This window comes from Actinoplanes sp. NPDC049668, from assembly GCF_044465445.1.
Classification (GTDB): Bacteria; Actinomycetota; Actinomycetes; order Mycobacteriales; family Micromonosporaceae; genus Actinoplanes.
In genome coordinates this window covers 145,796-158,721 of the sequence record NZ_JBITLR010000009.1, presented here as the reverse complement: position 1 = coordinate 158,721, position 12,926 = coordinate 145,796, and the positions used below count along the sequence as shown (strand labels likewise).

The window sequence follows — 12,926 nt, the reverse complement described above, 5'->3', positions numbered from 1 at the left end:
CCACTAGTCCGCGGGCGGGCGCCGGGCGGCCAGGGCCGCCACCACCGCGACGGCGAACGCCTCGGTGTCCCGCGGCGGGTGGCCGCGGCCGGCCGCCGCGCCGACGGCGGACGCCCAGGCCCGGCGCAGCTGCTCCGCCTCGAACGCGGGCACCGGCGCGTCCGGCACGTTCGCGAGCTCGCCGATCCGCGACCGCCGGCGGGTCAGCATCATCCTCAGCCGGCCCCGGCCCGGCTCCCCGGCGGGCTGCTGTGCGACCACCGTCTCGGCCACGAAGCCGAGCACGAAGGCCGACCACGCGCGGACCTGGTCGGCCGGGACGCCGGCCCGGCGCCCGTCGAGGGTCCAGGGATCGATCCGGTACGCCTCCAGCACCGACTCCAGGAACGGCAGCTCGGCGGGGGCCAGCGCGGCCAGCACGTCCCGGACGACATCCGCACCGGTACGCACAGCCACACCCCTCCGCTCGCCGCCCGCGCTCGACCCTAGACACGCGCGAGTGCGATCAGCCACGCCGTCACACGAACGGATGAGGCCCCCGGCCTCACATTCGCGCCGGCGCCGCGGTGAGGTTCCCGTCGCCGCGCGGACCCGGTACCGGCACGCGGACGTGACGGTGCCGCGGTGCAGTGCTGATGTGACACTGACAGCGATGCGATCCGTCGACAGCCCCGTACCGTGGCGCACCGCCCTGAAGGTCGCCGGTGCGGCCGCCACCGCCCTCCCGCCGGAGCGGGTGCCGCTCGGCGCGGCCGCCGGCCGGGTGCTCGCGGCGCCGGTGCACGCCGGCGCCGACCTGCCGGGCACCGACACCGCCGCCATGGACGGGTACGCCGTGTCCGGCGCCGGGCCGTGGCGGGTCGTCGGCCGGGTCCTGGCCGGCGGGCAACCCTGGGCCGGGGTGCTGCGCCCGGGTCAGGCGGTCGAGATCATGACCGGCGCCGTGGTGCCGCCCGGCGCGGTCGCGGTGCTGCCGTACGAGACGGCCGACCTGACCGGCGCGACGGGCTGGACCAAGGCGCACATCCGGCGCGCCGGCGAGGACGCGCGCGCCGGCGACGAGCTGCTGCGCCCCGGGCGGGTCGTGACCCCGGCCGTGGCGGGCCTGCTCGCGCAGGCCGGCGTGGACGACGTGCCGGTGCGCCGGCGGCCGGTGGTCCGGCTCGTGGTGACCGGCGACGAGGTGGTCGCGGCCGGGGTTCCCGGCGCCGGGCAGGTCCGTGACGTGTTCGGCCCGATGGTGTCGGCGCTGGTCACCGCGGCCGGCGGCGTGGTCGCCGACCGGGTGCTGCTGCGCGACGACGCCGGCCTGCTCGCCGAGTGCCTGGCCGCGACGGACGCGGACGTGGTCGTGGTGACCGGCTCGTCGTCGGCCGGCGCCGCGGACCACCTGCACCGGGTCCTGGACGAGCTCGGCGCGCGGCGCCTGGTGGACCGGGTGGCGTGCCGGCCGGGGCGCCCGCAGTCGCTGGCGGCGCTGCCGGGCGGGCGGTGGGTCGCGGGCCTGCCGGGCAACCCGTACGCCGGGCTGGTCGCCTGCGTGACCCTGCTCCAGCCGCTGCTGTACGGCCTGACCGGCGCCGCCCGGCCGCCGGCGCCGCGGCTGAGCGTCGTGGGCGACGTGACGCTCACGCCGCCGGCGACGCTGCTCGTGCCCGTGCGCCTCGCGGGCGACCACGCCACGGTCGTGCCCGGCAGCCGCCCGGCGAGCCTGGCCGGCGCCGCGCTCGCCGACGCCCTGGCCGTGCTCGAGGAGGGCTGGTCCAGCGGCTCCCCCGCCGACCTGATGATGCTGACCTGACCCAGGGCCTGCTCGGGAGACGCGGCCGGGCCGCGGCGGGCCCGGCCCGACCGCGCACCTGTCCCGGCGCGGGCCGGTCGTGATTCACTGCCCCGGTGACCCAGCGCGACGCGCCATTGATGATCTTCGTGCACGGCTGGCCCGAGCTGGGCCTGGTCTGGCGCGCCCAGGTCGAGCACTTCACCGCCGCCGGCTGGCACTGCGTGGCGCCGGACCTGCGCGGCTACGGCACCGCGGCGGTGCCCGAGCGGCCCGGCGACTACGCGCTCGAGCACATCGTCGGCGACATGCTGGAGCTGCACGACAGCCTGGGCGGCGCGCCCGCGGTCTGGGTCGGGCACGACTGGGGCAGCCCGGTGGTGTGGTCGCTGGCCACCCACCACCCCGAGCGGGTCCGGGCGGCCGCCAGCCTCTGCGTGCCGTACCTGCCGGCGGGTTTCGCCCTGGAGACGCTGGTCGACCTCGTCGACCGCGACCTCTATCCGGAGCGGCGGTTCCCGTACGGCCAGTGGGACTACTACCGCTACTACGCCGAGGACTTCGACACCGCCGTGGCGGACTTCGACGCGGACGTCGCCGCCACCGTCTCGCTGCTCTACCGCGGCGGCCGCCCGGACTCGGTCGGCCGGCCGACCCGCAGCTCCCAGGTGCGGGCGAACGGCGGCTGGTTCGGCCCGGCCCGGCGCACGCCGTTGCTGGAGCGCGACGCCTCGCTGCTCTCCGCCGCCGACCACGCCGCGCTGGTGGCCGCGCTGAGCGCGACGGGCTTCCGCGGCCCCTGCTCGTGGTACGCCAACGACGAGGCCAACCTCGCGTACGCGGCCCGCGCGCCGCACCCGCGCCTGGAGATGCCGGTGCTGTTCGTGCACGCGGCCTGGGACGGCATCTGCGAGACCCGGCACAGCCGCCTGGCCGACCCCATGCGGGCCGCCTGCGCCGACCTGACCGAGGCGACGGTCGACGCCGGGCACGAGGTGATGCTCCAGGCACCGGCGCAGACCAACGCGGCGATCGCCGGGTGGCTGAGCGCGCGGCGCCTGGCGCCGTGACCGCGCTGGCCCGCCGCCTGGGCACGACCGACGCGGTGGTGGTCGGCCTGAGCGCGATGATCGGGGCCGGGGTCTTCGCCGCCTTCGGCCCGGCGACCGCCGCCGCCGGCTCCTGGCTGCCGCTCGCGCTCGCCCTCGCAGCGCTGGTCGCCTACTGCAACGCGGTGTCCTCCGCCCGGCTCGCGGCCCGCTACCCGACCTCCGGCGGCACCTACGTGTACGGCAGGGAGCGCCTCGGCGACCCCTGGGGCTACCTCGCGGGCTGGGGCTTCGTGGTCGGCAAGACGGCGTCCTGCGCGGCGATGGCGCTGACCTTCGGCGCGTACGTCGCGCCGGGCCACGAGCGGCTGCCGGCGCTGGCCGCGGTGGTCGCGCTGACCGCGCTCAACCTGCTGGGCGTGCGGCGCTCGACGCTGGCGGCCCGGATCCTGGTCACCGCGGTCGTCGCCGTGCTGCTCGCCGTCGTGGTCGCCGGCGCCGCGGGCGGGCTGCACCGCTTCGGCGGCGGCCCCGACGTCGGGCCGTGGGACGTGCTGCGCGGCGCCGGGCTGCTCTTCTTCGCGTTCGCCGGCTACGCGCGGATCGCCACCCTCGGCGAGGAGGTCCGCGACCCGGCCCGGACGATCCCCCGGGCCATCCCGATCGCGCTGACCGTCACCCTGGTCCTGTACTCCGCGGTGGCCCTGGTCCTGCTCGGCACGCTCGGCCCCGCCCGGCTGGCCGCCGCGGCGGCGCCGCTGGCCGAGGTCGGGCCGGACTGGCTCGCCCCGGTCGTCCGGGCCGGCGCGGCCGCGGCGGCGCTCGGCTCGCTGCTCGCGCTGATCCTCGGCGTGTCCCGCACGACGTTCGCGATGGCCCGCGACCGGCACCTGCCCGCCGCGCTGGACGCGGTGAGCGAGCGGGCCGGGGTTCCGCACCGCGCCGAGGCGGCCGTCGGCGCCGCCGTCGCGCTGCTGGTGCTGACGGTCGACCTGCGCGGCGCGATCGGGTTCTCGTCGTTCGGCGTCCTGGTCTACTACGCGATCGCGAACGCCTCGGCGCTGACCCTGCGCGCCGACGAGGGCGCGCCCCGGCGGGCCGTGCCGGTCGTCGGGCTGGCGGGCTGCCTGCTGCTGGCGGCGGCCCTGCCGCCGTCCTCGGTCGCGGCCGGACTCGCCGTGTTCGCGGTCGGCGCGGCGGTGTGGATCATCCGCAGGAACCGGCGCTGAGCAGGACCGATGTCCTGCCATGTGGACGGCCCCTTTCACAAGGTGGCCGCAGGGAGCACCGTCGGATTATCACGCCGCGTCTGCACGGGGGCACTATGACGGACAATGCCCGAATTCTGGTCGTCGACGACCAGCCCATCGTCGTCGACATGATCGCCGCGGTGCTCGCCTACCACGGCTTCGCGGTGGACACCGCGGGCACCGCCGAGCAGGCGGTGCGCAAGGCCGCCGAGGGCCACCCCGACCTGGTGCTGCTCGACGCGAAGCTGCCCGACGGCGACGGCATGGACGTCCGGCGGCGGCTGCGCGCGGACGGCTCCGGCGCCGACATCGTCTTCCTCGCCTCCCGCGACGCCGGCGAGGACCTGGTCAACGGCATCGCGTACGGCGGCGACGACTGGATCACCAAGCCGTTCGACGTCGACGTGCTGCTCACCCGGGTCCGGGCGCTGCTGAGCCGCGACGACGCGCCGCCCGGCGAGCGGGTCCTGCGCTACGGCGACGTCGAGCTGGACCAGGACACCCACGAGGTCCGGCGCGCGGGCGAGCCGGTGCCGCTGTCCCGGACCGAGTTCGAGGTGCTGCGGTGCCTGCTGCGCAACCCCGGGCGGGTGCTGTCCCGGGCGCAGATCGAGGCGGCGACCGGCGCGGCGGACGCCGACGCCGTGGTCCGCTCGCTGCGGTGCGAGCTGGACCGGTTCGGCGCGCCGCTGATCGTCACCCAGCGAGGGTTCGGCCACGCGCTGCGCGCCGGGCTGCCGTGAGCCGCCCGGCCGCCGCGCGGTTCACGCCGCGTTCTCGCGCGCGGCGTTCTTGACCCGGTACATCGCCGCGTCGGCCTGGCGCAGCAGGGCGTTCGGGTCGACGCCGGCGCCGGCGACCACGCCGACGCTGGCGGCGACGCGCAGGCTGTGCCCGTCCACCTCGATCGGCTGGGCCAGGGCGGCCCGGAACCGCTCGGCGACCAGTTCGGCGGCGGGCCGGCTGGCGCCGGGCAGCAGGACCGCGAACTCGTCGCCGCCCAGCCGGGCCGGCATCGCGTCGGCCGGCACGACCGCGCGCAGCCGGTCGGCGACCCAGGTCAGGACGGCGTCGCCGGCGTGGTGCCCGTACGTGTCGTTGATCGGCTTGAAGCCGTCCAGGTCGACGTGGAGCACGGCGACGCCGTCGTCGACCGCGGCGGCCAGGCGCTCGCCGAAGAGCGCCCGGTTGGCGAGCCCGGTCAGCTCGTCGTGCGTCGCCTGGTGGCGCAGCCGGTCCTGCAGCTCGCGGGACTCGGTGACGTCGCGCGAGTTGCTGACCACCGCCGAGACGCTGGGCAGGTGCATCAGGTTGCGGCTGGTGACCTCGAGCCAGCGCCACGAGCCGTCCGCGTGGCGGTAGCGCGCCTGGTAGGTGAGGTTCGCTCCCGGCGTCATCATCAGGCGCTGCATGTCGGGCAGCAGGCCCGGCAGGTCCTCGGGGTGGATCATCGTGACGATCCGCACGCCGAGCAGCTGCGCGGGCTCGTAGCCCAGCGCCCGGCTGCCCGGGGTCAGATACGACATGGCGCCGTTCACGTCGATCAGCGTCGTGATGTCGGTGGAGTACTCGAGCATCAGGCGTACCCGCTCCTCCTGGCGGCTCAGCCGCTCCACCAGGGCGGAGTTCTCGCGGAAGGCGACCCACTGGCGCGCGACGACGATGCCGGTCATGACGAACAGGCCGGCGAAGACCACCATCGCCGTGCCGCTCAGGCCCGCCGGCAGCGACGCCGGGAGGATCACCAGAACGATGCCCAGCATCGCGAACGGCAGCGTGCTCCACGCCCGCCGCGCGACGGGCGGGCGGTCGGCCCGTACCCGGTCGAACAGTTCCTGCAGCCGCGGCCCGAGGCTGACCAGGGAGACGGCGGTCAGTTGAAGGGCCATCTGCTCCGCGGGTCCCGCGGTGGCGCGCAGCACCGCGACGCTGAAACATTCCAGCAGCGCCGCGGCGATCACCGGCGCGGCCGGGATCGCGTTCATCGGGTTGAGCCCGCTGATGGTCAGCCGGGTCAGGGTGAACGCGACGGCCACCGCGATGACGGTCGCCGCCACCGGCCCCGTGTGACCGGCGCCGAGCTCGGTGGTGTGGTCGAACATGAACCAGATGACCACCGCGGAGGCCGTCATCACGGCGCTCGAGTCCAGCCAGTACCGCAGCCGGGCCTGACGGGTGGACTTCGGGTGCGGGTGCAGGATCGCGGTGACCATCAGGATGGCCACGCCGGTCAGGATGCAGACGGTCTGGAACCGGCCGACCGGCACGGCGCCGGCGTCCGGGTGCTGCAGGGTGATGACGAGCTTGGCGACGTTGCCGGCCAGCAGCAGCGTGGCCATCGCCGCGAGCGAGCGCCAGAAGCGGCGGATCGCGGGCGCCAGGCCGGGGCGACGGGCCAGCCGGATCGCCGACATCACCCCGACGAGGTTCAGGAACACGCCGGAGAACGCGCGGACGAGCACGTCCGCGGTGATGTTGCCCGGGCCGTAGAGGAGCCAGAGGATGGCCGCCACCGCCACACCGACGACCGCGCGTACCCATGGGTCGGAGGCGGCCGTGCGTGCGAGCGAGGCGGGCCGGGCGGGCTGCATCAGACTCCTCGGTGAACGGGCATCAGCGCGGCCACGCCGCACGCAATCCAATACACCGGGTGAACGTTGCCGATGAGGTGCCGCCCAGGGGCGTCCGAGGATCACCTCGGGCCCGCGCGATCAGCGGTTAAGCTTCTTAACCGTTTCAGATCTGCGCTGGCCCGGTGCCGAATCGTTACTCGGCGGATCATTCGGAAACGTTGCGGAACATCGTTTCGACCAACTTGACTGGCACGCGGGGGAACCGGAGACGGTGACGGTGTTGTCACGCCCCGGCGTGATGTGACATAGGGAGAAGGATGTTCGGTCAATCCATGAGTCCGCGCTTCAGGAGCGCGCTCGCCGGCACCCTGGGCGTAGGCCTGGTGCTCGGTCTCGCCGCCTGCGGCGGCAGTGACGACTCGGACGACGATTCCAACGCGGCAGCTCAGTCGTCGATCGACTGCAACCTGTTCAAGGAGTTCGGCGATCTCAAGGGCAAGACGGTGACCGTCTTCGCGAGCATCGTGACGCCGGAGGACAAGGCGTACAAGGACTCCTACAAGCCCTTCGAGCAGTGCACCGGTGTAACGATCAAGTACGAGGGCGACAAGTCCTTCGAGACCCAGATCCTGGTCCGCGCCAAGGCCGGCAACCCGCCGGACATCGCGATCGTGCCGCAGCCCGGCCTGCTCGCGCAGCTGGTGGCCACCGGCAAGGCCGTCGAGGCGCCGGCCACCGTCTCCGCGAACGTCGACAAGTGGTGGGGCCCGGACTGGCGGGCCTACGCCACCGTCGACGGCAAGTTCTACGGCGCGCCGTCGGGCGCCAACGTCAAGTCGCTGGTCTGGTACTCGCCGAGCGAGTTCAAGGAGGCCGGCTACACGATTCCCACCACGCTCGACGAGCTCAAGGCGCTCAGCGACAAGATGGTCGCGGACAAGAAGAAGCCGTGGTGCGCGGGCATCGCCAGCGGTGAGGCCACCGGCTGGCCGATCACCGACTGGCAGGAGGACTTCATGCTCCGGCTGTACGGGCCGGAGACCTACGACAAGTGGGTCAAGCACGAGATCCCGTTCAACGGCCCCGAGTCGACGGCCGCGCTGGACGCGGTCGGCGGGTACCTGAAGAACCCCGCCTACGTCAACGGCGGCCTCGGCGACGTCAAGAGCATCGCCACGACCGCGTTCCAGGAGGGCGGCCTGCCGATCCTCGACGGCACCTGCTCGATGCACCGCCAGGCCAGCTTCTACGCGGCGAACTTCACCAAGGGCACCAAGGTGGCCGAGGACGGCGACGTCTTCGCCTTCTACCTGCCCGGCAAGGACGCCACGTCCAAGCCGGTCCTCGGCGGCGGCGAGTTCAACGTGGCGTTCGCGGACCGGCCTGAGGTCAAGGCCTTCCAGACCTACCTGTCCACCGACACCTGGGCGAACATCAAGGCGAAGGTGTCGCAGGGCTGGGTCAGCGCGAACAAGGGCCTGAAGCCGGAGAACCTGAGCAACCCGGTCGACAAGCTGGCCGCGGTCATCCTGCTGGACCCGAAGGCCACGTTCCGCTTCGACGGCTCGGACATGATGCCGGCCGCCGTCGGCTCGAACGCGTACTGGAAGCAGGCGACGAGCTGGATCACCGGCCAGGACACCGTCACGACGGTGAACAACATCGAAAAGGCCTGGCCGAAGTGATCTGAGTCTTCACCTCGGGGCCGGTCGCCGTCTGGCGACCGGCCCCACCGCTCTCCTGAGGAGGTACGGGTCGAGTGTTCGACACCGCCGACACCACCGCCGAGAAGTTCTCGCAGATGTTCGCCGCGATCCTTCTCTTCGCCGCGGTCGTGGGCATCATCCTGTTCATCGCGGGGCGCTTCGGCGGCCGTCGCGGTGACCGGGTCGTCGCCTATTCCTATCTCGCCCCGACGCTGCTGATGCTGCTCGTGGGCCTCGTCTACCCCGGCGTCCGCACCATCTACGAGTCCTTCTTCGACGCCGCGGGCGACGTGTTCATCGGCCTGGACAACTACCAGACGATCTTCACGGACAAGGACCAGCTCACGGTGCTGACCAACACCGCCGTGTGGGTCCTGCTGACACCGTTCGTGGCCACCGCCATCGGCCTGCTCTACGCCGTCCTGGTCGACAAGGCCCGGATGGAGTCGTTCGCCAAGGCGCTGATCTTCATGCCGATGGCGATCTCGTTCGTCGGCGCCTCGATCATCTGGAAGTTCGTCTACGCGTACCGTCCCGACCAGGCCAACGTGAAGCAGATCGGCCTGCTGAACCAGATCGTGGTCTGGATGGGCGGCACGCCGCAGCTGTGGCTGCTGGACTGGCCGCTGAACACGCTGCTGCTGATCGTGGTCATGATCTGGATCCAGTGCGGCTTCGCGATGACCGTGCTGTCGGCGGCCATCAAGGCGATCCCGGGCGACATCATCGAGGCCGCCCGCCTCGACGGCGTCGGCGCGTGGGGCATGTTCCGGTTCGTCACCCTGCCGTCCATCCGCCCGGCCGTGGTGGTCGTGCTGACCACCATCGGCATCGGCACGCTGAAGGTCTTCGACATCGTGCGCACGATGACCGGCGGCCAGTACGACACCAGCGTCATCGCGAACGAGTTCTACAGCCAGAGCTTCCGCAGCGACAACCAGGGACTCGGCTCCGCGCTCGCGGTGCTGCTCTTCGTGCTGGTGATCCCGATCGTCGCCTACAACGTCCGGCACATCCGCCAATCGGAGTCGCTATGACCACCGCCGCACCGCCGAGCGCCCTCGACGCGCTCGAGGCCGAGAAGCCCACCGCCGCGGCCATCGCCAAGAAGAAGCTCACCTCTCCCTGGGCCTCGCTCGCGGCGATCGTCATCGCGGTGCTCTGGACCGTGCCGACGTTCGGCCTGTTCATCTCCTCGTTCCGCCCCGAGCGGCAGATCAAGACGACGGGCTGGTGGACGGCGTTCAGCGACCCGCAGTTCACCCTGGACAACTACCGGGCCGTGCTGGACTCGGAGGAGGGCGCCGGACTCGGTGCCTTCTTCATCAACTCGCTGGTGATCACCATTCCCTCGGTGATCATCCCGCTGAGCCTGGCCTGCCTGGCCGCGTACGTGTTCGCGTGGATCAAGTTCCCGGGCCGCAACATCCTGTTCCTGAGCATCTTCGCGCTGCAGATCGTGCCGCTGCAGGTGACCCTGATCCCGCTGCTCACGCTGTATGTGAAGGCGGACCTGGCGAACACGTTCTGGACGATCTGGCTGTCGCACTCGATCTTCGGCCTGCCGCTGGCGATCTACCTGCTGCACAACTTCATGAAGGAGATCCCGGCCGGGCTGCTCGAGGCGGCCCGGGTGGACGGCGCCGGCCATGTGTCGATCTTCTTCCGGGTGTTGCTGCCGCTGCTGCGGCCGGCGCTGGCGGCGTTCGCCATCTTCCAGTTCCTCTGGGTGTGGAACGACCTGCTGGTCGCGCTCACCTTCGCCGGCGGCGGCGACGCCGTCGCCCCGATCACCGTCGCGCTGGCCAACCTCAGCGGCACCCGCGACTCGGCGTGGCACCTGCTCTCCGCGGGCGCCTTCGTCTCGATCATCGTGCCGGTGACGATCTTCCTGCTGCTCCAGCGCTACTTCGTCCGCGGCCTGCTCGCGGGCAGCGTCAAGGGCTGAGGCGCACGGCGGCGGGCCCGCTACCGGGCCCGCCGCCGTCTCAGCGCGGCACGTGCACCGGCGTGACGTGCCAGATGTCGCGGCAGTAGTCGCGCACCGTGCGGTCGGCCGAGAAGAAGCCGCTGCGCGCGGTGTTCAGGATGGACATCCGGGTCCAGTCCTCCGGATCGCGCCAGGCCCGGGCCACCCGGTCCTGGCAGTCCACATAGGCCCGGAAGTCGGCCAGCGTCAGGTACTCGTCGCGGTTCAGCAGGTCGTCGGCGAGCTCGCGGTCCCAGCCGGCGACCGTGTCCAGCACCTCGCGCAGCTCCGCGTCGTGCTCGTAGTACTCCCGCGGCCGGTAGCCCCGCCCGCGGAGCGCGGCCACCTCGGCGGTGTCCAGGCCGAAGAGGAAGAAGTTCTCCGGGCCGACCCGGTCGCGGATCTCGACGTTCGCGCCGTCCAGGGTGCCGATGGTCAGCGCGCCGTTGAGGGCCAGCTTCATGTTGCTGGTGCCCGAGGCCTCCTTGCCGGCCAGCGAGATCTGCTCGGAGAGGTCCGCGGCCGGGATGATCAGCTGCGCCCGGGACACGTTGTAGTCGGGCAGGAAGACCATCTTCAGGTACGGCGAGACGGCCGGGTCCGCGTTGACCACGTCGGCGACCTGGTTCGCCAGCTTCATGATCCGCTTGGCCACGTAGTAGCCGGGCGCCGCCTTGCCCCCGAAGACGATCGAGCGCGGCACCACGTCCGCGGTCTCGCCCCGCCTGATCCGGTGGTAGAGCGTCACCACGTGCAGCACCCGCAGCAGCTGGCGCTTGTACTCGTGGAACCGCTTGATCATCACGTCGCAGAGCGCGTCCGGGTCCAGGACGACCCCGGTCGTGGCCCGCGTCTGCTCGGCCAGGTCCAGCCGGTTGAGCCGCTTGACCTCGCGCCACCGCCGCCGGAACTCCGGATCCGTCGCGCCCGGCTCGAGCCCGCTCAGCCGGTCCAGGTCCGTCAGCCAGGCGCCACCGCCCAGCCGCTCGGTGATCAGCTCGGCGAGCCGCGGGTTGGCGAGCCGGACGAACCGGCGCGGCGAGACGCCGTTGGTGACGTTGTGGAAGCGGCCCGGCCACAGGTTGGCGAACCCGTGCAGGGTGGTGGCGGCGAGCAGCCGCGAGTGCAGCTCCGCGACGCCGTTGACCGCCGAGCTGCCGACCACCGCCAGGTGCGCCATCCGGACCCGCTGCTCCGCACCCTCCGCGATGATCGAGAGCTCGCGCAGCTTGGCGTCGTCGCCGGGGTAGCGGTCCGCGACCTCCTGCAGGAACAGGTGGTTGATCAGGAAGATGATCTCCAGGTGCCGCGGCAGCAGCCGCCGGATCAGCTCGACCGGCCAGGTCTCCAGCGCCTCGGGCAGCAGCGTGTGGCAGGTGTACGCGAACGTGCGCCGGGTGATCGACCAGGCCCGGTCCCAGTCCAGCCCCTCCTCGTCGACCAGCATCCGCATCAGCTCGGCGATCGCCATGACCGGGTGGGTGTCATTGAGCTGGATCACCACCTTGTCGGCGAAGTGGTCCCAGTCGCTGTTGCACAGCCGGAAGCGCCGCACGATGTCGCGCAGCGCGCAGGTGACCAGGAAGTGCTGCTGCTTGAGGCGCAGCTCGCGGCCGAGCTCGGTGCTGTCGTCGGGGTACAGGACCTTGCTGATGTTCTCCGAGCGGACGATCTCCTCGACCGCCTCGCCGTAGTGGCCGGCGCCGAAGCGCGACAGGTCGAAGGACTGCGGGCTGGCGCGGGCCTTCCACAGCCGGATGATGTTGACCGTGGTGGTCCCGTACCCGGGCACCAGCATGTGGCTCGGCTCGCCGAGGACGATCTCGCCGGGCACCCACTTGCTGCGCAGGCCGTCGAGCGGTTCGGTGTGGCCGTAGAAGCCGACGGTCTGCTGGTCGTCGGAGGCCTGGAACTCCCACGGATTGCCGTAGAAGGTCCAGTCGTCCGGGTGCTCGACCTGTGCGCCGCCCTGGAACTCCTGCTGGAAGATGCCGTAGTCGTACCGGATGCCGTAGCCGACCGCCGGGATGTCCTGGGTGGCCATGGCGTCCAGCAGGCAGGCGGCCAGGCGGCCCAGGCCGCCGTTGCCGAGGCCCGGCTCGGCGTCGAGGGCGTCCAGCTCCTCGCCGGACAGGCCCAGCCCGGCCAGCGCGCTGTTCGCGCACTCCTGCGTACCGGAGTAGAGCAGGTTCTGGTCGAGCTGCTTGCCGAGCATGTACTCGGCGGACAGGTAGTAGATGAACCTCGGGTTCTCCTGGTAATGCGCCGCCGCCGTCCGGATGTAGCGGTCGACCAGGCGGTTCCGCACGGTCAGCGCCAGCGAGTGGTACGCGTCCCGCGCGCTGGCCGACTCCAGCGTCGTGCCGCGCTGGTAGTAGAGGTTGCTGAGCAGCTCACGCCCGAAGTCTCCGGGCGTGGTGCCGGACTGCGTCGTTCCGTAGGTCACGGCGGTGTTCCCTCCGGGCGCTCGGGGTACGCCATCCCTCGACGGTCTCACGATGAACGTCGACGGTGATCGTAAACGCCGCGCTCGGGGCGGGTTTCGTCGAGAGTGGAACCGGTGCCCGGGCGGGGCTGGGGATGCCGCTGTTGCGCCGGG

10 protein-coding genes are annotated in these 12,926 nt (G+C 72.3%); 7 read left to right on the top strand and 3 right to left on the bottom strand.

What is annotated here, in order from left to right:
- Positions 1 to 3: 3 nt before the first annotated feature.
- On the bottom strand, positions 4 to 450 hold the full coding sequence (locus ACIBSW_RS34125; protein WP_354728020.1) for a hypothetical protein: 447 nt from the start codon (positions 448 to 450) through the stop codon (positions 4 to 6).
- A 202-nt stretch (positions 451 to 652) separates the two neighbouring features.
- Between ACIBSW_RS34125 and ACIBSW_RS34120 the strand changes: the two genes are divergently transcribed.
- From ACIBSW_RS34120 to ACIBSW_RS34105, 4 genes are all read left to right on the top strand, one after another.
- Entirely contained in the window at positions 653 to 1,801 is a 1,149-nt protein-coding gene (locus ACIBSW_RS34120) for a molybdopterin molybdotransferase MoeA (protein WP_354728018.1), read from the top strand.
- A 95-nt stretch (positions 1,802 to 1,896) separates the two neighbouring features.
- Positions 1,897 to 2,850, top strand: coding sequence for an alpha/beta hydrolase (locus ACIBSW_RS34115; RefSeq protein WP_354728016.1), 954 nt, complete (start codon positions 1,897 to 1,899; stop codon positions 2,848 to 2,850).
- Positions 2,847 to 4,058, top strand: a complete 1,212-nt coding sequence (locus ACIBSW_RS34110; RefSeq protein ID WP_354728055.1) for an APC family permease — start codon at positions 2,847 to 2,849, stop codon at positions 4,056 to 4,058. The genes ACIBSW_RS34115 and ACIBSW_RS34110 overlap by 4 nt, the downstream gene beginning before the upstream one ends.
- 95 nt (positions 4,059 to 4,153) lie before the next feature.
- The gene (locus ACIBSW_RS34105) at positions 4,154 to 4,822 is read left to right on the top strand and encodes a response regulator transcription factor (protein WP_354728014.1); all 669 of its coding nucleotides are present in this window, start codon (positions 4,154 to 4,156) and stop codon (positions 4,820 to 4,822) included.
- A 21-nt stretch (positions 4,823 to 4,843) separates the two neighbouring features.
- Here the strand turns inward: ACIBSW_RS34105 and ACIBSW_RS34100 are convergent, their stop codons facing one another.
- Positions 4,844 to 6,670 carry a sensor domain-containing diguanylate cyclase gene (locus ACIBSW_RS34100; RefSeq protein WP_354728012.1) on the bottom strand — a complete coding sequence of 609 codons (1,827 nt, stop codon included), beginning with the start codon at positions 6,668 to 6,670 and terminating at the stop codon, positions 4,844 to 4,846.
- Between the two features lie 314 nt (positions 6,671 to 6,984).
- On the opposite strand from ACIBSW_RS34100, the gene ACIBSW_RS34095 reads away from it, so the two are divergent.
- The 3 genes from ACIBSW_RS34095 to ACIBSW_RS34085 all read left to right on the top strand — a co-directional run bounded on the left by ACIBSW_RS34095 (position 6,985) and on the right by ACIBSW_RS34085 (position 10,306).
- On the top strand, positions 6,985 to 8,337 hold the full coding sequence (locus ACIBSW_RS34095; RefSeq protein WP_354728010.1) for an ABC transporter substrate-binding protein: 1,353 nt from the start codon (positions 6,985 to 6,987) through the stop codon (positions 8,335 to 8,337).
- A 116-nt stretch (positions 8,338 to 8,453) separates the two neighbouring features.
- The gene (locus tag ACIBSW_RS34090) at positions 8,454 to 9,395 is read left to right on the top strand and encodes a sugar ABC transporter permease (RefSeq protein ID WP_354730797.1); all 942 of its coding nucleotides are present in this window, start codon (positions 8,454 to 8,456) and stop codon (positions 9,393 to 9,395) included.
- On the top strand, positions 9,392 to 10,306 hold the full coding sequence (locus ACIBSW_RS34085; RefSeq protein ID WP_354730795.1) for a carbohydrate ABC transporter permease: 915 nt from the start codon (positions 9,392 to 9,394) through the stop codon (positions 10,304 to 10,306). The genes ACIBSW_RS34090 and ACIBSW_RS34085 overlap by 4 nt, the downstream gene beginning before the upstream one ends.
- Before the next feature lie 40 nt (positions 10,307 to 10,346).
- Here ACIBSW_RS34085 and ACIBSW_RS34080 read toward each other — a convergent pair whose 3' ends face one another.
- On the bottom strand, positions 10,347 to 12,773 hold the full coding sequence (locus tag ACIBSW_RS34080) for a glycogen/starch/alpha-glucan phosphorylase (RefSeq protein ID WP_354730567.1): 2,427 nt from the start codon (positions 12,771 to 12,773) through the stop codon (positions 10,347 to 10,349).
- Between the last annotated feature and the right edge of the window lie 153 nt (positions 12,774 to 12,926).